General features: G+C 59.9%; 21 protein-coding genes and 1 pseudogene. 4 read left to right on the forward strand and 18 right to left on the reverse strand.

Annotated elements, in window-relative coordinates:
- The 12 genes and pseudogenes from hisG to pyrH form a co-directional block, all read right to left on the reverse strand.
- Positions 1–639: an ATP phosphoribosyltransferase gene (gene hisG, locus DBQ51_RS16390; RefSeq protein ID WP_242977960.1), complete on the reverse strand. Its 639-nt coding sequence runs from the start codon at positions 637–639 to the stop codon at positions 1–3.
- A gap of 39 nt (positions 640–678) precedes the next feature.
- Positions 679–1,635 (reverse strand): annotated as a pseudogene (hisZ, locus tag DBQ51_RS16960) (ATP phosphoribosyltransferase regulatory subunit); the annotation flags it as partial.
- A gap of 61 nt (positions 1,636–1,696) precedes the next feature.
- Positions 1,697–2,647, reverse strand: coding sequence for a DUF3658 domain-containing protein (locus DBQ51_RS02195; protein WP_107630642.1), 951 nt, complete (start codon positions 2,645–2,647; stop codon positions 1,697–1,699).
- A gap of 13 nt (positions 2,648–2,660) precedes the next feature.
- Positions 2,661–3,005 (reverse strand): DUF6054 family protein, encoded by a 345-nt coding sequence (locus DBQ51_RS02200; protein ID WP_054326196.1) that lies wholly within the window; start codon positions 3,003–3,005, stop codon positions 2,661–2,663.
- Between the two features lie 22 nt (positions 3,006–3,027).
- Complete coding sequence (locus tag DBQ51_RS02205; protein WP_242977803.1) at positions 3,028–7,404, reverse strand: PolC-type DNA polymerase III; 4,377 nt, start codon at positions 7,402–7,404, stop codon at positions 3,028–3,030.
- Between the two features lie 2 nt (positions 7,405–7,406).
- The gene (gene ispG, locus DBQ51_RS02210; RefSeq protein WP_107630644.1) at positions 7,407–8,462 is read right to left on the reverse strand and encodes a flavodoxin-dependent (E)-4-hydroxy-3-methylbut-2-enyl-diphosphate synthase; all 1,056 of its coding nucleotides are present in this window, start codon (positions 8,460–8,462) and stop codon (positions 7,407–7,409) included.
- Positions 8,463–8,509: 47 nt separating this feature from the next.
- Positions 8,510–9,547, reverse strand: coding sequence for an RIP metalloprotease RseP (gene rseP, locus DBQ51_RS02215; RefSeq protein ID WP_054326194.1), 1,038 nt, complete (start codon positions 9,545–9,547; stop codon positions 8,510–8,512).
- A 21-nt stretch (positions 9,548–9,568) separates the two neighbouring features.
- The gene (locus DBQ51_RS02220; RefSeq protein WP_107630645.1) at positions 9,569–10,714 is read right to left on the reverse strand and encodes a 1-deoxy-D-xylulose-5-phosphate reductoisomerase; all 1,146 of its coding nucleotides are present in this window, start codon (positions 10,712–10,714) and stop codon (positions 9,569–9,571) included.
- Positions 10,715–10,773: 59 nt separating this feature from the next.
- Positions 10,774–11,592 (reverse strand): phosphatidate cytidylyltransferase, encoded by an 819-nt coding sequence (locus DBQ51_RS02225; protein WP_107630646.1) that lies wholly within the window; start codon positions 11,590–11,592, stop codon positions 10,774–10,776.
- A 24-nt stretch (positions 11,593–11,616) separates the two neighbouring features.
- Positions 11,617–12,369 carry an isoprenyl transferase gene (locus DBQ51_RS02230; RefSeq protein WP_082396737.1) on the reverse strand — a complete coding sequence of 251 codons (753 nt, stop codon included), beginning with the start codon at positions 12,367–12,369 and terminating at the stop codon, positions 11,617–11,619.
- Positions 12,370–12,458: 89 nt separating this feature from the next.
- Entirely contained in the window at positions 12,459–13,013 is a 555-nt protein-coding gene (frr, locus tag DBQ51_RS02235) for a ribosome recycling factor (RefSeq protein ID WP_054326191.1), read from the reverse strand.
- A gap of 1 nt (position 13,014) precedes the next feature.
- The gene (gene pyrH / locus DBQ51_RS02240) at positions 13,015–13,737 is read right to left on the reverse strand and encodes a UMP kinase (RefSeq protein WP_107630647.1); all 723 of its coding nucleotides are present in this window, start codon (positions 13,735–13,737) and stop codon (positions 13,015–13,017) included.
- Between the two features lie 236 nt (positions 13,738–13,973).
- Here pyrH and DBQ51_RS02245 point away from each other — a divergent pair, with 236 nt between their 5' ends.
- Together DBQ51_RS02245 and DBQ51_RS02250 are read left to right on the forward strand one after the other, a co-directional pair.
- Positions 13,974–14,738, forward strand: a complete 765-nt coding sequence (locus tag DBQ51_RS02245) for an ABC transporter ATP-binding protein (RefSeq protein ID WP_054326190.1) — start codon at positions 13,974–13,976, stop codon at positions 14,736–14,738.
- A complete protein-coding gene (locus DBQ51_RS02250) occupies positions 14,731–16,140 on the forward strand; it encodes an FtsX-like permease family protein (protein ID WP_107630648.1) in 1,410 nt (469 codons plus the stop codon). Before DBQ51_RS02245 ends, DBQ51_RS02250 begins: the two co-directional genes overlap by 8 nt.
- 35 nt (positions 16,141–16,175) lie before the next feature.
- Here DBQ51_RS02250 and DBQ51_RS02255 read toward each other — a convergent pair whose 3' ends face one another.
- The 4 genes from DBQ51_RS02255 to DBQ51_RS16395 form a co-directional block, all read right to left on the reverse strand.
- Positions 16,176–16,946, reverse strand: coding sequence for an EcsC family protein (locus tag DBQ51_RS02255; protein WP_082396734.1), 771 nt, complete (start codon positions 16,944–16,946; stop codon positions 16,176–16,178).
- Between the two features lie 15 nt (positions 16,947–16,961).
- Entirely contained in the window at positions 16,962–18,134 is a 1,173-nt protein-coding gene (locus DBQ51_RS02260) for an NAD(P)-dependent malic enzyme (RefSeq protein ID WP_107632114.1), read from the reverse strand.
- 96 nt (positions 18,135–18,230) lie between these two features.
- On the reverse strand, positions 18,231–19,595 hold the full coding sequence (locus DBQ51_RS02265) for an MATE family efflux transporter (protein ID WP_107630649.1): 1,365 nt from the start codon (positions 19,593–19,595) through the stop codon (positions 18,231–18,233).
- 88 nt (positions 19,596–19,683) lie between these two features.
- The gene (locus DBQ51_RS16395) at positions 19,684–19,854 is read right to left on the reverse strand and encodes a hypothetical protein (RefSeq protein WP_153802370.1); all 171 of its coding nucleotides are present in this window, start codon (positions 19,852–19,854) and stop codon (positions 19,684–19,686) included.
- 122 nt (positions 19,855–19,976) lie between these two features.
- On the opposite strand from DBQ51_RS16395, the gene DBQ51_RS02270 reads away from it, so the two are divergent.
- Entirely contained in the window at positions 19,977–20,153 is a 177-nt protein-coding gene (locus DBQ51_RS02270; protein WP_307718896.1) for a helix-turn-helix domain-containing protein, read from the forward strand.
- Between the two features lie 53 nt (positions 20,154–20,206).
- Here DBQ51_RS02270 and DBQ51_RS02275 read toward each other — a convergent pair whose 3' ends face one another.
- Together DBQ51_RS02275 and DBQ51_RS02280 are read right to left on the reverse strand one after the other, a co-directional pair.
- A complete protein-coding gene (locus DBQ51_RS02275) occupies positions 20,207–21,172 on the reverse strand; it encodes a transketolase family protein (RefSeq protein WP_054326185.1) in 966 nt (321 codons plus the stop codon).
- Between the two features lie 14 nt (positions 21,173–21,186).
- Positions 21,187–22,038: a transketolase gene (locus DBQ51_RS02280; RefSeq protein ID WP_054326184.1), complete on the reverse strand. Its 852-nt coding sequence runs from the start codon at positions 22,036–22,038 to the stop codon at positions 21,187–21,189.
- 560 nt (positions 22,039–22,598) lie between these two features.
- Between DBQ51_RS02280 and DBQ51_RS02285 the strand changes: the two genes are divergently transcribed.
- Entirely contained in the window at positions 22,599–23,360 is a 762-nt protein-coding gene (locus DBQ51_RS02285) for a DeoR/GlpR family DNA-binding transcription regulator (protein ID WP_054326183.1), read from the forward strand.
- Positions 23,361–23,362 lie beyond the last annotated feature (2 nt).

Genomic DNA, 23,362 nt, shown 5'->3' on the forward strand with positions numbered 1-23,362 from the left:
TTATCCCTCCAACCCGCTTTCCAGCTCGGCAATCACCTTCTGGATCGCGGCCTTTTTCAGCTTGGCGCTCGCCAGATTGACAATTACGCGCGCCGAGATCGGCGCGACGTCCTCGATCACCTCAAGCCCGTTTTCCTTGAGCGTCGTACCGGTTTCCACGATGTCCACAATTGCGTCCGCCAACTCCAAAAGCGGCGCAAGCTCAACCGACCCCTCGATCTTGATGGTTTCCACGTCCATATTCTTGCGGTTAAAAAACGCCTTAGTGACCGCCGGATATTTGGTCGCGATGACCGGTGTCCGATAGCCGCCGTAAACGTCCTTCCCCTTTTTGGTCGCCAATGCGAAGCGACATTTGCCGAACCCAAGGTCTACCATTTCGTAAAAGCTGCCGCCCTTTTCCATGATCGTGTCTTTGCCGACCACGCCCATATCGCAAACGCCGTGCTCGACATAGGTGATCACATCCGCCGCCTTGGCCAGCACGATCTCCACGCCCGTATCCGGCAGGGCAAAGATCAGCTTGCGCGAGCCGGCTTCCAGCTCGGAAATATCATACCCCGCGCTTTTGAGCAGCGCGAGCGTCTTCTTCTCCAGCCGCCCCTTGGTCAGCGCGATGCGCACCGTATCGCGTCGGATTCCGGTTTCCGTACCCGCAGCGCCCTGCAGGCTTTCCGCGACGCTTTCCACATCGATACCGAAGCCGCCCGCCGGCATGTCCTTGCCGAACTTGGCGCACAGCGCGTTATATCGCCCGCCCGCAAGGATAGCCGCGCCCGCGCCGCCGATGTAGCCGCGGAACATCACACCCGTATAGTAATCCATCTCATGCACCAAGCCCAGATCGATCATGATGCGGTCCCCATAGCCGGTTTCGTCCAGCGCGCGGTACAGCCGGCGCAGATAGGAAACCGCGCCGAGCACACGCACGTTTCCGGTCAGCGCTTCGACCTGATCAAGTACTTCCATGCCTCCAAACAACTGCGGCATCGCGCGGAGCGCCCCCGCCGCCGGACGGTCGCCATAAGGCGAGAGCGTGTCGCCCAAGGCAGCGAACGATTTATTTTCGATCAGGCGGCGGATGCTTTCTGCCGCCGCTGCGTCCACGCCCAGCTCCTCAATCAGGGCTTTATAGATCTCCGCATGCCCCAGTTCGATGCGAAAGCCTGCCGCGCCGGTTTCCGTCAGCGCGCCGAACGCCGCGGAAAGGATATCCTTATCCGCCTCCAGCCCGTCCGCGCCGATTAACTCCGCGCCGACCTGCAGGAATTCCCCCTTGTGGCCATGCCCGCCCACAACCGAGCGGAACACCTTCTGGCTGTAATACAGCCGTACGGGCAGCGCCGCGTTATCCAGGCGCGTCGCCGCGATACGGGCGATCGGTGTCGTATTGTCGGGACGCACCACGCAGATGCGTCCCGACCGGTCGATCACCTTGAGCATCTGCTCCTGATCCAGTTCTGGATTGGCCTGCGCAAACACGTCGAAATATTCGACAGCCGGTGTGATAATCTCACTGTAGCCGCGGTTTTCCAGGGAGGCGCGTATGGTGTTCTCGGTCTGCCGCAAGGCGCGGCAGGAGGAGAACAGCAGGTCGCGCGTCCCCTCTGGTGTGGAAATACGAAAACGGTTCATGGCCGAAAACTCCTTTATCGATTTATCGCGTTAAAATAATAGCATAAAACGTCTATCCTTGTCAAGACCTGATTTTGCGGATGGTCATGTCCCGATAGGTCGGCGCGTCGCGCACGATCTCCAGCCGTCCCGCCGCGCCGAGCGCGCGGATCCGCGAGAAGATCATCATATCGCTCACACAGTCGCCCGCCTCAGCGAGTTTAACCAGCGCCTTGCCAACGGTCAACGCAGCGCGTCTCTCCTGCGTCGACACACAGGCAAGGATCGCTTCGTCGTAAAAATCTATCGCTGCGGATCGCGGCCTGCCGGATGCCATCACGCGCAGAGGAGCGTTTTCCTCCTGCATGCGCTTCCATTCGGTCAGCAAAAGCCCCTGCTCAGTCTCGGTCAGCAGGCGGCGGCGCCTGTAAAAATACCGCGCCGCCCCCGAGTCCATCTCCCCTACACCGCTGTACCGTACCCGTCCCTCTTTTGCCCGCTCGCTCCTGACACGGCGCGAGACGTGCGCCGCATACCGCCGCACCAGCGGCTGCGGCACAAAACGCAGGAGGAAGTTCAGTACACGGCTGCCTGTAACGACCGAGACCGCACCGCCGATCCTCCCCTCGTCCTCCTCCTTGATCTCACCCAGCGGAATCTCCTCCACTTCGGCCAGCCAAACCGGCACGCGCCGCTCATACAGCCGGCTGACTACATACCGCAGACCGCACTGCTCCACGGCATTCCCTCCGGCAGCCCAGATCACCGCCTTGTCCACTTCGTCCAGGCGTCCGAACGCCTCCCAATGCCGGTCAATGTAATCCCGCATCCATGCAGGGTCCGCGTCTTGCTCCTCCTGCCACGGGAAAAGAATATCCTCCCGCGCGGCACGGTTGCCTACATTGCGAATATCACCCTGCGTGTAATCATCCAGCAGTGCAATGATTTTTTCTTTCGGCATGTCCGGCGCAATGCGGTGTCGTGCAACAGACAGACAGCCTTTGGCGCTTTCCCCAAAGCATATCCAGTACATCCGCGCGCCCTCCTTACCGCCCTGCCGCGTACTCTTCCGCGACCGGCACCAGCGTTTCCAGAAAGCTTTCCTCTCCCATGGTGTTGACTTTCCAAAACATTGCCTGGCTGCCGCCCGAGGTGATGGCTGACAGGAACAGGCTGTTCCCATAGCCTGTAAGCATCAGGGTCATGCTCACGCGGTTGCCGCCCGCCCAACTGTAACGCTCGAACACGCGCACCGCGCAGCGCATGCCGTTCGCTTCCCAGTCGCTCCCATCCTCATAAGAAGCGGACATACTGCCGTTCATCACTGCGTCAAACAGGCGGCTCAGCACGGCGTCAAAGTCTCCGGTCAACTGTTTTTCGTATTTTGCCATGTCTATCCTATCCTCTCCAGTATTACGCAAACAGGCTGATCTGCGTGGTCTTGGGCATCGAGCCGAGCGCGCCGATCTGGTCGAGCAGCTCGACCACCGCCTTGGACGCCTTGGGGCAGCGCACCGCCATCTCCTCGGCGGAGAGGAACCTGCCGTTCCGCCGTTCCTCCACGATATTCTGCGCCGCCTGCTCGCCGATGCCGGGCATCGAGGTAAACGGCGGGATCAGTCCCTTTTCGGTCACAATGAAATCAGTTGCGGCCGAGGTGTAAATGTCCATCGGCTCGAATACGAAGCCGCGCCGGTAAAACTCATGGCACACCTCGAGCGTGGTCATCATTTCCTTTTCCGCCGCGGAGATCGTCTTTTCGCGGTCTTTCATCTGCAACTCCTTGATCTTGTCAATGCACACCTTATCGCCCTTGATCATGCAGGACGCATCAAACCCCTTGGCGCGCACGGAAAAATACGCGGAATAGAACGCCAGCGGCCGGTGTACCTTGAACCACGCGATACGGAACGCCATCATCACATAAGCGACCGCGTGCGCTTTTGGGAACATGTACTTGATCTTTTTGCACGAATCGATGTACCAGTCCGGCACGTTCTGCTCGTTCATCGCGGCTTCCATTTCCTCGGTCAGTCCCTTGCCCTTGCGCACGCTTTCCATAGTTTTGAACGCGAGCTTGGGTTTGACGCCCTGCAATATCAGGTAGTTCATGATATCGTCGCGGCAGCAGATGCAGCCGGACAGCGGAATACCGCGGCGCACCAGTTCGGCCGCGTTGCCCAGCCACACGTCCGTGCCGTGCGACAGGCCGGAAATGGAGACCAGTTCGGCAAACGTCGAAGGGTGGGTCTCCTTGACCATGCCGCGCACGAACTTGGTGCCGAACTCGGGTACGGCCAGGCAGCCGAGGTCGCCCAGGATGGGGTCGGTATCCGGATTTTCGCCCGTGTATTTCAGCGCCTTGCACGAATGGAACAGGCTCATGGTGTCGGGATCGTCAAGCGGGATTTCCTGCGCGTTAACGCCGGTCAGGTTTTCCAGGTGCTTAATCATGGTCGGGTCATCGTGTCCCAACTCGTCGAGCTTAAGCAGGTTGGCGTCGATCGAGTGATATTCAAAATGAGTGGTGATGATGTCCGAATCCGGATCATCCGCCGGATGCTGCACCGGACACACGTCGTAAATTTCGATCTCCTTGGGTACCACGACCACGCCGCCCGGGTGCTGGCCTGAGGTGCGGCGTACGCCCGTGCAGCCCGCGGCGAGGCGGTTCTCCTCCGCGCGCGAACACTCGATGCCGCGCTCGTCCATGTATTTTTTGACATAGCCGTAGGCGGTCTTTTCCGCCACCGTGCCGATCGTACCCGCGCGGAACACATGGTCGTGTCCGAAAATCTCGCCTGTGTAGTGGTGGATGCGCGACTGGTACTCGCCCGCAAAATTCAGGTCGATATCCGGCACCTTATCGCCCTCGAAGCCGAGGAAGGTTTCGAACGGGATGTTAAAGCCCTGCTTGGTCAGCGGCTTGCCGCAGGTCGGGCATACCTTGTCCGGCAGGTCCACGCCGCAGGAATATTCCTCGTGCCACTCGACGTATTTGTCGTCTGGACACAGGTAATGCGGCGCGAGCGAGTTTACCTCGGTGATATCCGACATAAATGCTGCGAGCGACGAGCCGACCGACCCGCGCGAGCCGACCAGATAGCCGTCCGCGAGCGACTTGGTCACAAGCTTCTGCGCGATGATGTACATGACCGCGTAGCCGTTGCCAATGATGGAGTTCAGCTCGCGGTCGAGCCGCGCCTGCACCAACTCGGGCAGCGGATCGCCGTAGATGCGCTTGGCCTTTTCATAGCACATATTGCGCAGGTCGTCCTCGCAGCCGTCGATGTGCGGTGGGTAGTTTTCGCGCGGCACGGGACGGATCACGTCGCACATGTCCGCGATCCTGTTCGTGTTCCTGACCACGACCTCGTACGCGCGGTCCGCACCCAAGTAGGCGAATTCCTTCAGCATCTCGTCCGTGGACTTGAAGTACAGCGGTGCCTGGTTATCCGCGTCGCCGAAGCCCTGCCCTGCCATCAGGATGCGGCGGAACGCCTCGTCCTCAGGCTCAAGAAAGTGTACGTCGCCGGTCGCGCAGCAGGGCTTGCCCAGTTCGTCCGCAAGGCGCAGGATCGCGCGGTTCCAGTCGCGGAGCTGCTCCTCATCCTTAGCCATGCCCTTGCCGATCATAAAGTTGTTGTTGCCGATGGGCTGGATCTCCAGATAATCGTAAAAGGACGCGAGCCGTTTCAGCTCGTCCCACTCCGCATTACCCGTCAAGGCGCGGAACACCTCTCCCGCCTCGCATGCCGAGCCAAAGATCAGCCCCTCGCGGTGGCGGATCAGCTCCGAGCGCGGCATGATCGGCCGCTTATTGTAGTATTCGAGAAAACTCTTGGAGATGAGCTGGTACAGGTTGCGCAGCCCCGCCTGGTTTTTCACTAGGATGATGAAATGATAGCGCGGCAGGTTTTTCAGCTTGTTCTTGCGGTCGGTCGTCGCGGCGAGCACCGGATTGATATCCGCCACAGTCCGCGCGTGCATTTCCTCCCGCAGGCGCGCCAGAAGCTTGACGAAGATGCGCCCCAGCACGGCCGCGTCCTCGCTCGCGCGATGATGTTCGAACGGACCGACCTGTAGTTCCTTGGCCAGGATGTTCAGCTTGAATTTATGCAGGTGCGGCAGCATCATGCGCGACATTTCCAGCGTGTCGATCGCGGTGAATTCCCGCTCGATGGAAAGCCGCTTGCAGGCCGCGCGCAGAAAACCCATATCAAAGCCCGCGTTGTGCGCAACAAGGGGATACCGCCCCTCCCCCGCCCAAGCGAGGAATTTGGGGACCGCCTCGCCGAGGTCGGGCGCGTCCGCGACCGTCTCATCCGAAATGCCGGTCAGCTTGGTAATTTCCTCGGGAATGGGCTTGTGCGGGTTGACATAGGTCTGGAACGCGTCATGGATCGCCCCGTCGGTCACGCGCACGGCCGCGATCTCGGTGATCTCCTCGCTCGCGGGATTGAGACCGGTGGTTTCCAGGTCAAACACGATGAACGTTCCCTCCAGCGGTTCGACCGAGCCGCCCCGCACGACCGAAAGGCTGTCCGCATCGTTGACATAGTACGCCTCAATGCCATAAATGATCTTCATATCCCCAATAATGTCCTTCTGCTTGCCCTCCTGCGCATGCAGGGCTTCGGGAAAGGCCTGCGCTACACCGTGGTCGGTGATCGCCATGGCGCGGTGTCCCCACTGCGCAGCGCGGCACAACAGCGCCGCAGTGGAGGACATACCATCCATCGCGCTCATATTGGTGTGCAGATGCAGTTCGACGCGCTTCATGCCCTCGGCCTTGTCCTGCCGTACGGGCTTTTTCGCCTTGACGATACCGGTCGGCTCCAAAACCATCTCCTTGGCGAACGAGTCATACACCATCTTGCCCTGCACCGTGCAGTACAGGCCGTTTTTGATGTGGGAGGCCGTGTCGCCCGCCTTGTCCGCAGCCAGGAATTTGGACACGCGCACCGAGTTCGTGCGGTCGGTCATATCGAACGCAATCTTTACATAGTCCTTGCCGGTCTTTTTGCTGTGGATGTCCTTGTTGTCGGTGAAGAACACCTCGCCCTGAATGGTGACCATATCGTAAGCTGCGATCGCCTCGTTGACCGACACGATCGGGTCCTGTATCAGCTTGCCGAAGATCAGGTCGTCGTCGCGCACCTTTTCCGTGCGCGGGCGCTGGTAGCCCGCATTTTCCGGCCGGGGCGCGGGACGCGGCTTTTTCGGCTTGGGCGCCGCCGGAGCCGCGGACACTGCTTCCGCGACCGCCTGCTGCAAAATCTCCTCGCGCTTCGGCGCGTCGGACGGGGGCGCGTAATCCTCTGCCGCCGCGCGCACCGCATGCACCGGACACACCATATCCAGCTCGCGTCGGATTCGCGCTTCCAGATGGCGCAGCGCGTTGGCAAAATGCTTTTCGCTCACCTCGTCCATCGGAATATACAGCGCGCCGCCCTCGTATTTCCACTTGGCGCAGTCGAGCAGACCGCGCGCGGAGGGCATGCGGTACGCCATATCCTCATACAGCGAGCCTATGTACGCATCGGTCAGCCCGTCCGGCATGCTGTAGCGCGGCTCGATACACACGCGCTCCAGCCCGTACTGCTTTGCGATCTGCTTTTCCACCTGGGCGATCGCTTTTCGGCTGACCACCTGCGAAAGTCCCAACTCGACCACCATCACGGTATTGTTATCCCCAAACGCGAGAGAACGCACCTCGCCCCCGGCGAGGTGCTGTTCTTCCGCCACGCTTTTATAGTTTCCAAAAATATCAATGAGCTTGCCAGACACGGTCATTCTCCTTCAAAATGCACGATCTCCTCCATCAGCACGTCCACAAGCTGCTCCTGCGGCACCTTTTTGATGATTTCGCCGCGGCGGAAGAGCAGACCCACGCCGTCCCCGCCCGCGATGCCGAGGTCGGCCTCGCGCGCCTCGCCCGGTCCGTTGACCGCGCAGCCCATGACCGCCACCTTCAAGCGCTTGCCGCGTATTTCCATGCAGCGCCGCTCGACCTCTCTGGCAATGCCGATCAGGTCGATGCGGGTACGCCCGCAGGTCGGGCAGGAAACCACATTGATGCCTTCCTCCGCACGCCCCACAGCTTTCAGGATCGCCTTCGCCGCGTAAACCTCTTTGACCGGATCATCGGTCAGGGAAACGCGGATGGTATCGCCCACGCCAAGTGCGAGCAGGCCGCCGATACCGGCCGCGGACTTGACGGTACCCATGTATTCCGTCCCCGCTTCGGTCACGCCGAGGTGGAGCGGGTAAGCGGTTTTTTCGTGCGCGAGCAAATAGGCCTGCATGGTGTCCGGCACAGAGGAGGATTTGATGGAAATGCAGATATCGTCAAACCCGCAGTCGCCCAGCAGTCCGGCATGGTACAGCGCGGATTCGACCATGGCTTCCGGCGTCGGCCCGCCGAACTTCTCCAGGATATGCTTTTCCACCGAACCGGAGTTGACCCCGATGCGGATCGGGATGCGGCGCGCTTTCGCGGCCTGCACGACCGCGTGTACGCGGTCCGCGCCGCCGATATTGCCGGGATTAAGCCGTATCTTATCCACGCCCGCTTCGATCGATGCCAGCGCAAGCCGGTAGTCGAAATGGATATCCGCCACGACCGGTATGGGCGAAGCGGCGCAGATCGCTTTGAGCGCTTCCGCGGCCTGTGCATCCGGCACGGCGCAGCGCACGACATCGCAGCCTGCTTCGGCCAGCGCGCGGATCTGGGCCAGCGTCGCCTGCGCGTCCCGCGTGTCCGTGTTGGTCATGGATTGGACCGAAACGGGCGCGCCGCCGCCGATCCGCACGTCGCGGAGCCTGATTTGCTTTGTCTGTTTCATATTCCGTCCTTTCCTTTGCCTGTCGCGGCAAACGGCGGTCCGCCCGCCTATCTGCCGGAAACGATGCGCAAAATATCCTGTCCAGTCACATAGACCATCAGCGCAAGCAGCAGCATAAGCCCCGCCGCGTGGATATATCCCTCATATTTGGGCGGCACCGGCTTGCGGCGGACCGCCTCGATCAGCAGGAATACCAGCCGCCCTCCGTCCAGGGCGGGCAGCGGCAGCAGGTTCATCACACCGAGGTTGATGGAAATAAACGCCACCAACTGCAAAAACGCCGATATGCTGTATCTGGCTGTGCTCGCCATCACCTCTGCCACACCGACCGGTCCGGAAAGCTGGTCCACGCCGACCTGTCCCGTTACCAGCATGCCAAGGCTCGACCAGACGAGCCGCGCGTAATTTACCGAGGTGCGCGCCGCCATATTCAGGTGCATGCCAATGCTGTTCGGCTGTTCCGCGAAGTTCAGCCCGATCAGCATGCGGCCGTCCTCCCCCTCTATCGCCGGCGCCAGCGTGACCGCGGGCAGCGTTATTTTCCGCCCATCCCGCCGCACAACGACCTCGTAGACCGTATCCGTGCCGCGAGCCAGCGCGGTTTCAAAATCGCCGCGCAGCAAAATATGGTAGCCGTCCACCCGAAGGATCTCGTCCCCCGCCTGTAGGCCGCCCTCCGCTGCGGCGGTGCTTGCCGGATCCACGCTGTCAAGCGTGGAGACAACATAGCCCCCCTCCGGCCCGTTCGGCCGGATAACAGCAAGTACGATAAGGAAGCCGATCAGGAAATTCATCAGCGCGCCCGCCGCCACGATCAGCATGCGGCGCGGCAGGCTCGCCTTGCCGAACGCGCGCTCGTTTTCGCTCTCTCCGTCCTCTCCCTCCATCACACACGCGCCGCCGAACGGCAGGAGCTTTAAGCAGTACAACGTGCCGTTATGCTGCTTTTTGAGCAGCGTCGGCCCCATACCGATCCAGAATTCATTTACCTGAACCCCGCCGCGCTTGGCGGTGATAAAATGGCCGAATTCATGCACAATGACCAGAATGCCGAACGCTAATATAGCCAGAATGATTTGCAGCAAAGCAGTTCTCCTTTCAGCGGGTCAGATCGGGCTGTGCGCGAGTACCAGCTCGCGCGCGGCGGCATCCGCCGCAAGGACGCCGTCCAGTGTGAGTTCCTTTTGACAGGGAATCGCGTCCAGCGCCCGGGCGACGTTTTCCGCAATCTCGGCAAAGCCGAGCCTGCCCGCGAGGAACAGGCCGACCGCCGCCTCGTTCGCCCCGTTGAGTACCGCGCCGCGGTCGCCCTTTTGCGCCGCCGCACGCTGGGCCAAGCCGAGCGCCGGAAACGCCTCGTAATCCGGCGCGAAAAAGGTCAGCTTTGCGGCCTCCGCCAAGCGCAGGCGCGGCACCTTGCAGGCCGCGCGTTGCGGCCAGGTCAGCGCGTATTGGATCGGCAGGCGCATATCCGGCAGTCCAAGCTGCGCGAGCACCGCGCCATCGTCAAACTCAACCGCAGAATGCACGATGCTCTCGCGGTGGATCACGATTTCGATATCCTCCGGCGCCATGTCATACAGCCACATGGCTTCGATCAGCTCGAGCCCCTTATTCATCATGGTCGCGGAGTCAATGGTGATCTTCGCGCCCATCGACCAGTTAGGATGCGCGAGCGCCTGTTCTCTGGTCACATCCCGCATCTGCGCAGCGGTCCAGCCGAAAAATGGGCCGCCCGACGCAGTCAGGATGATTTTCGCCAGCCGGTTGCCCTGCGCCGCCTGCGCACACTGGAAAATCGCCGAATGCTCGGAATCCACTGGCAGGAGCTGCACGCCCTTTTCGCGCGCCGCGCGCATGACCAGCTCACCCGCACAGACCAGCGTCTCCTTGTTGGCCAGCGCAATGTCCTTGCCCGCGTCGATGGCGGCAAGCGTGGGCAACAGGCCAACCATGCCGACCACTGCGGTCACGACCATATCCGCGCCGCTCTCCGCGGCGCAGGCGGTCAATCCCCCCATACCAGAGAGCACGCGGATATCCGTGTCCGCAAGTTTTATTTTCAGGTCGCGCGCCGCCGCCTCGTCAAATGCGCATACCATTTCAGGGTGCAGCGCGCGCGCCTGTTCCTCAAGTAAGTTTATGCGTTTATTCGTCGTCAATGCGACGACTTCAGCCCCAACCGACGGCAAAATATCGACAGTCTGCGTGCCGATCGAGCCGGTCGAGCCTAAAATCGCTATTTTTTTCATTTCAACAGTCTCCTGTACGCGCCCCTGATGCGGCGCTTTGGCATCTTTCGGTCCTGCACTTACCAGATCAGCCGGAACAGCATCTCCGCCATCGGCGCGACAAACAGCACGCTGTCGAACCGGTCGAGTACCCCGCCATGCCCTGGGAAGATATGGCCGTAATCCTTGATACCGGTCTGCCGTTTGATGACCGAGAAGGAAAGGTCCCCGATCTCGCCCAGCACCGCGCCCAGACCGCCAAGCACAGCCGCCGCCCAGACCGGCATATCCAGATCGAGCAGGACATTCATCAGCAGCGCCGCAAGCATTACCAGAACCGCGCCGCCTATCACGCCGCCGATCGCGCCCTCAACCGTTTTTTTAGGGCTGACGACCGGCGCGAGCCTGTGCTTGCCGAAAAGCATGCCGGAAAACAGCGCGCAGGTATCCGCGCCCCACGCGGCGAGCAGCGGCAGCAGCACGATGAACGGGCCGCTATGCTCCTCCATCTGGAAGATGCGCAGCAGGCTGAGCAGCAGGTAGGGTACCAGCAACGCGCCGAAAAAGGCCCACGGCACCTGCGAGGCGTTCATGCTGTCGTGAAAGCGCAGCAAAATCAGGAACGAGCCAACCAGCAGCAGGAACGCCAGACCACGCAGCGTCCAGTCCAGGGAAAACGGGGCCAATGACGAATGCCCCGCTGCGAGTAGCAGCGACACCAAGCCGCATAAGATCAGCTCCAGCCGGTTATGCACCAGCTTAGTCGAACCAAGCACCTCATACGTTGCCAGCACGCAAAGCGCGGCAAGCGCCGCTTCCAGCACAACAGGCGGGAACACATACAGCGCGAGCAGCACAAAAACAAAGCCGATCACGCCGAACAACACTCTTGCTTTCATATCCTTGCACCCCGAACTTTCGGTTTATACCCCGCCGAAGCGGCGGTTTCTCTTGTTAAATGCGTTGATCGCCGCATCCATATCCGCTGTTTTGAAATCCGGCCACAGCACATCCGTAAAATAATATTCCGAATAGGCGGATTGCCACAGCAGGAAATTCGAGGTCCTGACCTCGCCCGACGGCCGGATGATCAGATCCGGATCCGGCATATGGGCGGTGTACAGATGTGCGCCGATCGTCTGCTCGGTGATATCCCCCGGCGCCAGCGCGCCGGCCTGAACCTCCCGCGCGATCGCGCGGACCGCGTTTTTGATTTCATCCCGTCCGCCGTAGTTGATGCACAGGGAGGCGGTCGCGGCATCCGGTCCCAGCCGGTCGGCGATCCCGTCCACCTCCCGTATCTGCGCGCGGATATCCTCCGGCAGCGGCGACAGGTCGCCGAGCACACGCACGGCCACGCCGCGCTGGAACATGGTTTCCGCCGCCTCTTTCAGATAGGTGCGGAACAGGTTCATCAGCGCGTCCACCTCCTCCTGCGGGCGCTTCCAGTTCTCGGTGGAAAACGCATACACCGTGAAATACTGCACGCCGATATCCTTGCAGTAGGTCGCGATCGTGCGAAAGGTTTCCGCGCCGACCTTATGCCCCGCCTGACGCGGCAGGCCGCGTTTTTTCGCCCAGCGCCCATTTCCATCCATAATGACCGCGATATGGCGCGGTACCGGCCGGTCCGCCGGCACGGGCGCTCTTTTCCTTTTCCGTGTAAACAGGCCCAACTATACTTCCCCCATGCAAAGGGGCGGCGCTCCCGCCGCCCCCACGTTATTTTCAGCTTTCCAGGGCAGGATGGTCCTCTTTCGAGACATTACACTTCCGCCAGCTCCTTGGACTTCTTCGCGACCATACCGTCGATCTCCTTGACGTACTTATCGGTCAGCTTCTGCATTTTCTCCTCGCCCTCGTGCAGCTCGTCCTCGGTCATCTCGCTCTTTTTCTGCGCTGCCTTGAACTTTTCAATCGCGTCGCGCCGGATATTGCGCAGCGCGACCTTGGCTTCCTCGCCGGTCTTGGACACGCCCTTGATCAGCTCCTTACGGCGCTCCTCTGTCAGCGGCGGGAAATTCAGCCGGATCTGCTTGCCATCGTTCTGGGGGTTGATGCCCAGGTCCGAGGTCTGGATCGCCTTTTCAATCGCCTTGAGAACCGAAGCGTCCCAGGGCTGGATCGAAAGCGAGCGCGGGTCGGGCGTCGCGATGGCCGCCACCTGGTTGAGCGGGGTCGGCGCGCCGTAATACTCGACCGTGATCTTATCCAGCACCGCGGGATTGGCCCGTCCTGCGCGGACTGCGGCCAGCTCCTTTGCCAGCACGTCGAGCGTTTTCTTCATTTTTTCCTCATACGCAGTCAGTTGAGCTTTCATTTTAATTTTCCTCCTCTACGATCGTGCCGATCTTTTCACCGCACACTGCACGGTAAATATTTTCCGGATCGGAAAGTGCAAACACCAAAATCGGAATGTGGTTATCCATGGAAAGCGAAGTTGCAGTGGTATCCATTACGCCCAAGCCCTGATTAAGCACATCCATGTAGGAAAGGTGGTCATATTTTTTTGCGTTCGGGTTTTTCGCCGGGTCGGAATCATACACACCGTCCACATTTTTGGCCAGCAGGATGACTTCCGCGCCGATTTCTGCCGCCCGCAGAACCGCCGCGGTGTCGGTCGAGAAAAATGGGTTGCCCGTGCCGCAGCCGAAAATGACCACGCGGCCTTTTTCCAAGTGGCGCGTCGCGCGCTGACGGATGTACGGCTCTGCGATGCGGTTCATCTCGATCGCGGTCTGCACGCGCACCGGCACGCCGCGCTGCTCGAGCGCGTCCGCCAGCGCAAGGGCGTTGATTGTGGTGGCCAGCATCCCCATATGGTCGGCGCGGGTGCGCTCCATCTTGCCGCCGCCGTCCTTGACGCCGCGCCAGAAGTTGCCGCCGCCTACTACAACGCCGATCTCGCAACCCTGCTCGTTGCACTTCTTGATCACATCGCACACCGGTCCGATCACATCAAAATTCAGCCCGAAATGCTTGTCACCCGCAAGGGCTTCGCCGCTGATTTTGATCAGTACGCGTTTATATTTGTGTGCTTCCATATTCCACACTCCTCTTGCTTCATTTTCCTGTTTTCTATTCTACCCTATCACGGCTCATTTTGCAAAGGGTTTTAGCGATTTTCAATCGAAACCGCGAGCGGTGCGGCCGCTCCCCCACTTTCGGGCGGCGCCCCGACTTTTTGCTCCTCCCCCGTTCCGAAAAAGTGGTTGACAATCCCGTTTTTTCGTTGTATTATTGTATCATTAATTTAATACATTGATATGGAGGTTTTTTTATGCTGCTTACGGTGGATGGTTTGGTAAAGGAATATGTGACCCGCTTTGGCGGGCGCAGGGTGCCTGCGCTGCGCGGCGTCAGCTTCTCAGTGGAACAGGGCGAATTTGTTGCCGTAATGGGGGAAAGCGGCAGCGGCAAGACCACACTGCTCACCCTGCTCGCCGCGCTCGACCGACCGACGGATGGGCGGATCCTGCTCAATGGAGAGGATATGGCCGCGATCCCCAGCCGCGCTCTCTCCGCCTTCCGGCGGGACCGGCTGGGCTTTATTTTCCAGGACTGCAACCTGCTGGACACGCTTTCTCTTCGGGAAAATATCGTTTTCCCGCTTGTGTTGGCGGGAACCGCCCGCAGCGAGATGGAAGCCCGCCTGCTTCCTCTGACCGGACGGCTGGGCATCACACCGCTGCTCGAAAAATTCCCGTACGAGGTATCCGGCGGCGAGCGCCAGCGCGCCGCAGCCGCCCGCGCGCTGATCACACGCCCCGACCTGCTCCTTGCGGATGAACCGACCGGCGCGCTCGATTCCGGCTCGGCTGCGCAGCTGCTCGGCATGCTGGACGAATGTAACGCGGAGGGACAAACCACCGTCATGGTCACCCACAGTCTGGACGCGGCGAGCCATGCCTCGCGCGTTTTATTCCTGCGCGACGGCCTGATTGCGGGCGAGGCGTGCCGAGAGGGGCTGGCGCGCGCGGACTTTTACCCCCGCCTTGCCGCCTGTCAGACCGCGCTGCAGCAGGGAGGTGTCCGTCTTGCGTAACACGCTGCTCCCCCGCCTCGCCCTGCGCGGCCTGTACGGAAACCGCCGCCTGTACCTGCCGTTCCTGCTTGCAACCGCTTTCATGGCAATGGTGTATTTTGTGATCGCCGCCTTTGTATATAACGAATCGTTCGGGCGGAGCATCCCGAACGGCGGGAATATCCAAATCCTGATGAGCGTGGGGTATTTCCTGATGCCGGTCGTCCTCCTGCCGTTTCTGGTCTATATTTACAGCTACCTGCTCAAAAACCGCAGCCGCGAGCTGGCCTTGTATGCCATTCTCGGGCTGGGCCGCCGCCATATCGCCGTAATCCTGCTGATTGAAAACACGCTCTGCTTTGCGCTGTGCATCCTGCTGGGCGCTGGCGGCGGCGCGCTGGTCTGCCCACTCGTCTTTCGCGGCCTGCTGGCTGCGCTCGGCATCCCGTCCGGCATTGTCTGGGGCCTTTCTTTCCCACCCCTGCTCGCGACGGTCAAGGTTTTCGCCGCCTGCTTCGCCGTACTCGTTGTGATCGGCGTATGGCGGGCCGCACGTACCCAGCCCTGCTCACTGCTGCGCGAACAGACCCAAGGGGAACGTCCCATGCGCGGCCGCCTGCTGGCCGCCATACTCGGCTCATCTTGTCTGTTCGCCGCATATTTTCTCTCCCTGACCAGCGGAAGAAGCGCCACGCTGGCCAGCTTCACGCTGGCACTGCTGCTAGTCATCCTCGGCACCTACGGCGTGTTCACCGGCGTCATCGCCGAGGTTTTGCGCCGCCTGCGCAAAGGGCCGCGCTTTTACACGGACGCTTCGGAATTTGTTGTCGTCTCCGGCCTGCAGCACCGGCTGCGCAAAAACGCGGCTGGGCTGGTTAATATCTGCCTGTTCGGCTGCGCCGCCCTGTTCACGCTTTGCTGCTCGCTCTGCGTCCTGTTCGGACAGGGTGCGGTGATCGCCCGCGTGGGGCAGACGATCACAAACAGCCAGTCCGGCATCAACTTTACCAACGTGACCGTGGAGGACATCACCATGATGTTCACCACGCTCGCCTTTCTCGGCGTCTTTTTCGTACTGGTTTTTTTGGCCTGCACCTCGCTGGTCCTATACTACAAGCAACTTTCCGAGGGCATGGAGGACGCCGGCCGCTTCCGCATCCTGCGCTCGATCGGCCTGTCTGACGAAATGACGGTGCGCACAGCCCGCCGGCAGCTTCGCGTCGTATTCCTGCTGCCGCTGGGCGGGACCCTGCTGCACATTGCGTTCGCCACGCCTTTCCTCTCCACCTTCATGGGTCTCATTTCGATCGACACGCCGCTGGTGCTGTACGGCAGCATCGCGCTTTCCATGCTGGTGTTCGCGCTGTTTTACCTTATCTGCTACCAGATCACGATACGCGCCTATCTGCGCACGGTCGCATAGGAAAACGCACCCCAGCCAAACTGGGGTGCGTCCGCTTATTTTTCCCTGTTCTCCTGTTCGAGCAGCCAGCGCCGCTCGTATGCCCGTGCAGCACAGGCCGTGACGCGCCGGTAGACCGGAACATTCCGCAAACCGCCCGCCAGGCCGACCAGCGGCAGCCCCTGCACGAACTTTGCCGTGAGCATCTCCTCCGCAAGCCGTCCGGCCGCCGCGTCCATACATTCCTCCAAAGAGGGTAAGGCGCCGCCAGCCGCCACCGCCTCCGCGGACGCCGCAAACCGCTCGCGCTCCTCTCCCTTGCTGAGCGAAGCCGCGACCAACAGGAGCAGGTAGCGGCGCTCCCTGTCGCTGTGACAATCAAAGCCATAGCTAAGCGCGATACGGTAAAGCCCGCGCAGCAGACCGCCGAGGAACAAGGGGATATCCGGCAGGCCGATCCCCAGCACGCCCAGCGCCGCGCCCTCCGCCAGAGCGACGCCCGTACCGCCCCGCACAGCCGACCGCGCGCCGCGGCGCAAACGGCGCAGCCGCGCCCCTGTCGCTTTCGTCCGCACTGCGGCGGCATACTGCTCATAGCGTCCGCAGAGCTGGTCGGCGTCATAAGTTTTGCCGATCAGCCCTTCCCCCTTTTCAAACACCAGCCGGAACCCCTTGCAGAACGCCAGTTCCAGCTTGCCGCGCAGGCCGTCCGGTATCTTGTCCTGTACGGTGGCAAAAACAGACGGCTTTGCTTTTTCATACCGTGCCGCCGCGCGTTTTTCCTGCTTTTCCAAGCGTTCCAGCCGCCTGCGTCCCGCTCTTTCCACGCGTGATTACGCCGTTCAGATACGGGCCACGCCCGAATCGCGCGCCGCCTGCGCGACCGCGTCCGCGACCGCCCGTATCACCTTATGGTCAAACGCCATGGGCATGATGTATTCCGCGGTCAGCTCCTCATCGGACACGCAGTACGCGATCGCCCTTGCCGCCGCGAGCTTCATCTCCTCATTGATATCTCTGGCGCGCACATCGAGCGCCCCGCGGAAAATGCCTGGGAATGCAAGCACATTATTGATCTGGTTCGGGTAGTCCGACCGTCCGGTGCCGACCACCGCCGCGCCGCCCTTTTTGGCGTCCTCCGGCCAGATCTCAGGTACCGGATTGGCCATGGCAAACACCATCGGCTTCGCCGACATGGTGGAAACCATTTCCGCAGTCAACACCTGCGGTGCCGACATGCCGAAGAACACATCCGCGCCCTTGACTGCGTCCGCGAGCGCGCCGGTCAAGTGCGCGCGGTTGGTCAGCTTTGCCATCTCCGCCTGCGCGGGATTGAGACGCTCGTCCCCTTCGCAGACGATGCCAAAGCGCTCCACCATCGTGATATGCTGCACGCCGAGGAACATCAGGAACTTTGTCACCGCGATCGCGGCCGCGCCGCAGCCATTGACCACCATCCGGATATCCTCCACCCTGCGGCCGGTCAGCCGGCAGGCGTTAATCAGCGCCGCGCCGCAGCACACCGCCGTTCCATGCTGATCGTCATGGAATACCGGAATGTCGCAAACCTCCTTGAGCTTTCGCTCGATCTCAAAGCAGCGCGGCGCGGCGATATCCTCCAGATTAATGCCGCCGAACGAACCCGAAATAAGCTGGATGGTGCGTACGATCTCGTCCACATCCTTGGAGGCCACGCACAGTGGGAACGCGTCCACATCCGCAAACGCCTTGAACAGCGCGCATTTGCCCTCCATCACCGGCATGCCGGCGACAGGGCCGATATCGCCCAAGCCGAGTACCGCTGTGCCGTCCGTAATAACCGCAACCAGGTTATGCCGGCGGGTATAAGTATAGCTCAGCGACGGGTCATCCTTAATTTTAAGGCACGGCTCGGCCACGCCCGGCGTATAGGCGACCGAAAGGTCCTCCTTGCTGTTTACCTCACACCGAGCAACGACCTCGATCTTGCCGCCCCACTGCTCATGCGCCTTGAGCGCGCGTTCTTTCAAATCCATATCGCTTTCCTCCATAGCTTTTTTGCGCCTGTTTTTTTCTATCGCTATTTTACAACAAAAAACCCGTGCTGCATAGGGGCAGAATGGAAAAAGCCGTCAGTTCTCTGCCTCCCGCCTGCGCATCAGCCGTGGAAACAGCAGGATAAACGCCGCGCCCGAAACCGTTGCGGACAGGATATCCGATATCGGCTCGGCATACAGCAGCGTCGTTGCGGAAAATAGCGCGGGCAGGAGATACACGCCGGCGAAAAAGATACCCTTGCGGAGCAGGGAGAACGTCAACCCCCAGCGTACCAGCCCCATGCCGGTCATGCCGTCTACAAAGGGGTACTGGATCGCCAGGCCGAGTACCCCCAGCGTATAGGTGCGTATCATCCAGGCCGCCTGCTCGATATGTACCGGATCCGTGGTAAAGATACGGACAAAAGGCGTGGCCATGGTCTGCGCAATCACAAACATAACAGCGGTAAAAATGAAGCACAGCAATACGATGCGCTTCTCCGCGCGCATGACGCGGCGGGTATCCCCCGCGCCGTAGTTATAGCCCAGAATAGACTGCGTACCCGCTGTGATGCCGCCCAGCGGCATGGTGATGATCAGCATAAAGCTCTGCAGGATAGCCGCGCACGCGATCAGCATGTCGCTGTCCGCGCCGCCGTATTTGCGCAGCATCACGTTCACCGAAATGAGCAGCACGTTATCCAGCGCGATAATCAGCGCCGGCGACAGGCCGACCTGAAAAATACGCCGGATCCAGCCGAAATGCAGCGGACAGTTCGTTATGCCCACCAGCGCGCGGCGGCTGAACAGGAACCGCAGCGTATACATGGCCGAGCAGACCTGCGAAAGCACGGTCGCCACGGCGGCGCCGCGCACCCCCATATCCAGCGCGAAGATGCAGACCGGATCAAGCGCAATATTGACAGCCGCGCCCAGCATGACCGACCGCATCGCCGTGCCGGAAAAGCCCTGGCTCATCACAATCTGGTTCAGCCCCACACTGAGGAGCGCGAACACCGTCCCCAGCACATAGGTGGTAAAGTACGCCTCCGCATAGGGCCAAAGCTGCTCGCTCGCGCCGAATGCAAACAGGATCGGCCTGCGCAGCACCACCACCGGCACTGTGACTACAACCGAAAGCGCCAGGAGCAGATAAAAGCTGTTGGCAACGATCTGGCGCGCGCCCTCCAAGTCCTGCCGCCCCATACGGATGCTCATAAGCGGCCCGCCGCCAAAGCCCACCAGCGCGGCAAACGCCGTAATCATCGTCACAACCGGCGCGCAGACGCCTACGCCCGCCAGCGCCTCCGCGCCGACCTCCGCAATATGGCCGACGTACATCCGGTCGACCACGCTGTACAAAATATTGACGAACTGCGCCAGCATCGCCGGAATGGCGAGCTGCAGCACCAGCTTCCCCTCTGGTGCAGTCCCAAGCGGGCTGTCCAACTGCTGCGCCATCAACCCTACCTCTTTCTCTCTGATATACCCTTATTATAGGAGTCGGGCCTGCTTTCGTAAAGGGGGACTTGCTGTTTTTCCCGCGTTTTTATTGCTCCGTTTGAGCCGGCTGGTAATTCGCGCAGGCGGCTTTGTCCTCATAGCGCAGTTTACCGCGCGGATAGGTGCAGTGGCCGCCACGGGTCCGGCGAAATCCGCAGCCCTTTATTTTTACATAGTGCGGCCGGTAATGCTTACAGGTTTTGCATTTCTTTTCCATTCAAATCACCTCATTTCAATTTTACTATCAAACGATAGTAAAATCAACATATTTATTGAAAGTATAGGTAAACTATATTATATGAGGTGAATGCTATGTATCATTATCCGCGTTTACGGCATATGCGCGAGGATTCTGACACCAGTCAGATTCAACTTGCAGAATATCTGAAAATCGACCAACGCACTTATAGTAATTACGAAACTGGTAAACGTGAAATACCGGTGCATTTATTGATCCGCTTAGCGCAATATTATGGGGTTTCGCTTGATTACCTCGTTGGGTTAAGCGACCGATAGCGCTATATAAAAAGCGGCAGCCAAAGCTGCCGCTTTTTCCATTATGGAATGCCTTACTTGCGGGAGATCGCTTTTTTCGCCGCCGCCACGATATCGTCGGCAGTGAGGTTGTACTCCTTGCGCAGAAAATCCTCCGGACCAACCTGGCCGAAGCGGTCCTGCACACCCACCATTTCCATCGGTACGGGCGCGTTCTTGACCAGGCAGTTCGCTACGACGCTGCCCAAGCCACAGCCGACCTGATGGTTCTCTGCGGTGACGATACAGCCGCACTCCGCAGCGCACTTCTTAACCAGCTCTTCATCCAGCGGCTTCCAGGTGAACATATCCACAACCTTTGCGGAGATCCCCTCAGCCTTGAGCGCTTCCTCCGCCTTGAGCGCCTCATCCACCAGGATACCAGAGGCGATGATTGCAACATCCTTACCGTCGCGCAGCTCAATGCCCTTGCCGATCTCAAAGTCCGAACCGTCCGCATACACTGTGGTGAAGCCCTTACGGACCAGACGGGTGTAGGAGAACTTGCCCGACGCCGCCAGCTTGCCGGTCAGGCAGTTGAGCATCGCGTAGTCGGTCGGGTCGATAACGACCGCGTCCGGCACGGACAGATACAGCGCCATATCCTCAAACGGCATATGGGTGCCGCCGTTGAACGCCGCGCAGACGCCCGGGTCTGAGCCGATCACATGCACCGGCAGGCCGGCGTAGGCCGCGGACATAAACGCCTGATCAAACGCGCGGCGGGACGCGAACGGACCGAACGAGTGCATGAACACGGTCTTGCCGGTGGCGGTCAGGCCCGCGGCGATACCCATTGCGTTCGCTTCCGCGATACCGGCATTGTATACATTGTTCGGAAATTCCTTGGCCAGCTTGCCCACGTTGCTGCAGCCCTCAAGGTCGCAGTCAATATGTACGACAGGCTCGCCCTTTGCCATCAGGTCATGTACCGCAGTGACATATGCGTCACGCATTGCACGGGAATCCTTCTCGTGCTTGCCAATCAAAGTAAAGCTCATTTGCATCCCCTCCCTTACTGTGCCTTGACAGCGGCATACGCCGCTTCAGAGGCCTTAATCGCTTCGTCCCACTGCTCGGGAGTCGGCTGCGAAGAATGCGCGCCGGACGGCTCTGCAAACGTCGCGCCCTTGCCCTTGACAGTGTTCAAAACGATACAGGTGGGCTTGCCCTTTACATCGTATGCCAGCTGCACCGCGTCGTAGATCGCCTCCACGTCGTTGCCATCCGGCAGATCGATCACATTCCAGCCGAACGCGTCGAACTTCGCGCCGATGCCCTTGCCGTGGCTCATAACGTCCTCGCACGCACCGTCAAGCTGGCGCTTGTTATAGTCGACAAAGCAGATCAGGTGGTCGAGCTTATAATGCGCGGCAAACTGGGCCGCTTCCCAAACCTGGCCCTCGTCGCACTCGCCATCGCCGACGAACACGAACACATGGCTGTCGCGTCCGTCCATTTTGTTGCCGAGCGCCGCGCCGACAGCCGTGGACATGCCCTGGCCGAGCGAGCCGGTCGTCAGATCGACGCCGGGGGTCTTCTGGCGGTCGGTGTGGGACGGGAAGTTGGTGTGGGGCTTATTGAGGGTATACGCTTCCTCAACCGGATAGAAGCCCTTGAGCCCAAGGGTGGCATACATGGCCGGTCCGGCATGTCCCTTGGACATGACGCACCAGTCACGGTCCTCCCAGCGCGGGTTCTTCGGGTCGATGTTCATAACACCGCCGTAGAGCACCGCCAGAGCGTCCGCAACCGACATCGAGCCGCCTACATGGCCGAAGCCCAGCGAACCGATCGTCTTGAGCGTTTCGAGACGGATCTGCGCTGCAAATACGCGTAGCTCCTGCATTTTTTCTGCTTTCTGCATTGCATACACCTGCCTAATTCTATATCAGTATTTTCTCTCCGCGGAACAGATTCCGGAACACGGCCGTCCTGCCGGACACCGTTTTCGTTTACAGTGTACCACCAAACCAACCAGATTTCAACCAATATCCAAGCATTTGTTAACAAAAATTTGCCCCTTATTTTTACACCGCATGATAATTTTCACGAGGCGCGCGAACGCTTCAAAGGCAGTATTCCCCTTTGATTTGTTTGGTTTTTCCGTATTTTCCGCGCAGGCCCCCCTGTTTTATCTGCTTTTCCTGCAAAAATCATGCCAGCGCGCACTTGCGCACAATGCAACAAACACAAAACCACATTCTATGCATCAGGAAATAATTTTTTACCCATAACTTAACCACTTTTTCCAGCTCGCAAGTATGCGCGGTCCCGTTACCGCGCTATAAACCCCCTGTTTTCCATATCAAAAAATGCCGATTTTGGCATGATGCGGCACAGTGGACATTTTTCTGAATCTTTGATAAACTAAATATCAGTAAATCTGCCATACCTTTAATGGCCCGCGATTGGGGAATGAGGAAGATGAAAGTCAGCCGTTTAAATGCCATAGAGCAGTATGTCATCTCGCACGAAACGGTCAGCATTGACGAGCTGTGCGAGGTTTTCGAGGTTTCCAAGAACACGATCCGCCGCGACCTGAACGAGTTGGAAATGCGCGGGCATATTACAAAGGTATATGGCGGCGTTACCGCCACGGTACCCTCCGGCGCAGTACCCACGCCGATCCGTTCCAGTCTCAATCCGGCGGACAAGTCGCTGATCGGCCGCATGGCCGCTGAGGAGGTCGCGGACGGGGACACCATATTTATCGACTCCGGCACAACCACACTCTGCCTGCTGCGTTATCTGGTGGCGAAAAACCGCATCACCATTATCACGCATTCGCTCGGTGCGTTGAGCGAAGCGGCAAAATACGAAAACCTGAACATCATCTCGCTCGGCGGCATCTACAGCCCCACGACCGATTCGTTCGTCGGCCTGTCCACGATCGAAGCGCTTTCCAACATGCGGATCAACAAGGCGTTCATGGGCGCAACAGGGGTTTCCCTGACCGCCGGCATGACCAACACCACTTTCCTCGAAGCGGAGATCAAGCGCGCGGTCGTCCACCGTGCAGACAGCATCTACTGCATGGCGGATTCCTCCAAGATCGGGCGCGAGGCCATCGTCACCTTTTGCCACTTAAAGGATCTGACCGGCTTCATCACCGATCGGGAGCCTGCCAAGGAATATGTCAGCCTTTGCAAGCAGGAAAACATCAAGCTGCGGTTTGCTGGCAACTGACG

Origin of the sequence: Agathobaculum massiliense, from assembly GCF_900291975.1 — a bacterium.
Lineage (GTDB): Bacteria > Bacillota > Clostridia > Oscillospirales > Butyricicoccaceae > Agathobaculum > Agathobaculum ammoniilyticum.

Bases quoted from the DNA above. Each gene is read 5' to 3' on its own strand.
- DBQ51_RS02220 (WP_107630645.1), bottom strand. From the start codon at position 10,714: ATGAAAAAAATAGCGATTTTAGGCTCGACCGGCTCGATCGGCACGCAG.
- DBQ51_RS02270 (WP_307718896.1), top strand. From the start codon at position 19,977: ATGCGCGAGGATTCTGACACCAGTCAGATTCAACTTGCAGAATATCTG.
- pyrH (WP_107630647.1), bottom strand. From the start codon at position 13,737: ATGGAAGCACACAAATATAAACGCGTACTGATCAAAATCAGCGGCGAA.
- DBQ51_RS02280 (WP_054326184.1), bottom strand. From the start codon at position 22,038: ATGCAGAAAGCAGAAAAAATGCAGGAGCTACGCGTATTTGCAGCGCAG.
- DBQ51_RS02225 (WP_107630646.1), bottom strand. From the start codon at position 11,592: ATGAAAGCAAGAGTGTTGTTCGGCGTGATCGGCTTTGTTTTTGTGCTG.
- DBQ51_RS02285 (WP_054326183.1), top strand. From the start codon at position 22,599: ATGAAAGTCAGCCGTTTAAATGCCATAGAGCAGTATGTCATCTCGCAC.
- DBQ51_RS16395 (WP_153802370.1), bottom strand. From the start codon at position 19,854: ATGGAAAAGAAATGCAAAACCTGTAAGCATTACCGGCCGCACTATGTA.
- DBQ51_RS02195 (WP_107630642.1), bottom strand. From the start codon at position 2,647: ATGTACTGGATATGCTTTGGGGAAAGCGCCAAAGGCTGTCTGTCTGTT.
- DBQ51_RS02265 (WP_107630649.1), bottom strand. From the start codon at position 19,595: ATGGCGCAGCAGTTGGACAGCCCGCTTGGGACTGCACCAGAGGGGAAG.
- ispG (WP_107630644.1), bottom strand. From the start codon at position 8,462: ATGAAACAGACAAAGCAAATCAGGCTCCGCGACGTGCGGATCGGCGGC.
- DBQ51_RS02275 (WP_054326185.1), bottom strand. From the start codon at position 21,172: ATGAGCTTTACTTTGATTGGCAAGCACGAGAAGGATTCCCGTGCAATG.
- DBQ51_RS02260 (WP_107632114.1), bottom strand. From the start codon at position 18,134: ATGGATTTGAAAGAACGCGCGCTCAAGGCGCATGAGCAGTGGGGCGGC.
- frr (WP_054326191.1), bottom strand. From the start codon at position 13,013: ATGAAAGCTCAACTGACTGCGTATGAGGAAAAAATGAAGAAAACGCTC.
- DBQ51_RS02245 (WP_054326190.1), top strand. From the start codon at position 13,974: ATGCTGCTTACGGTGGATGGTTTGGTAAAGGAATATGTGACCCGCTTT.
- DBQ51_RS02200 (WP_054326196.1), bottom strand. From the start codon at position 3,005: ATGGCAAAATACGAAAAACAGTTGACCGGAGACTTTGACGCCGTGCTG.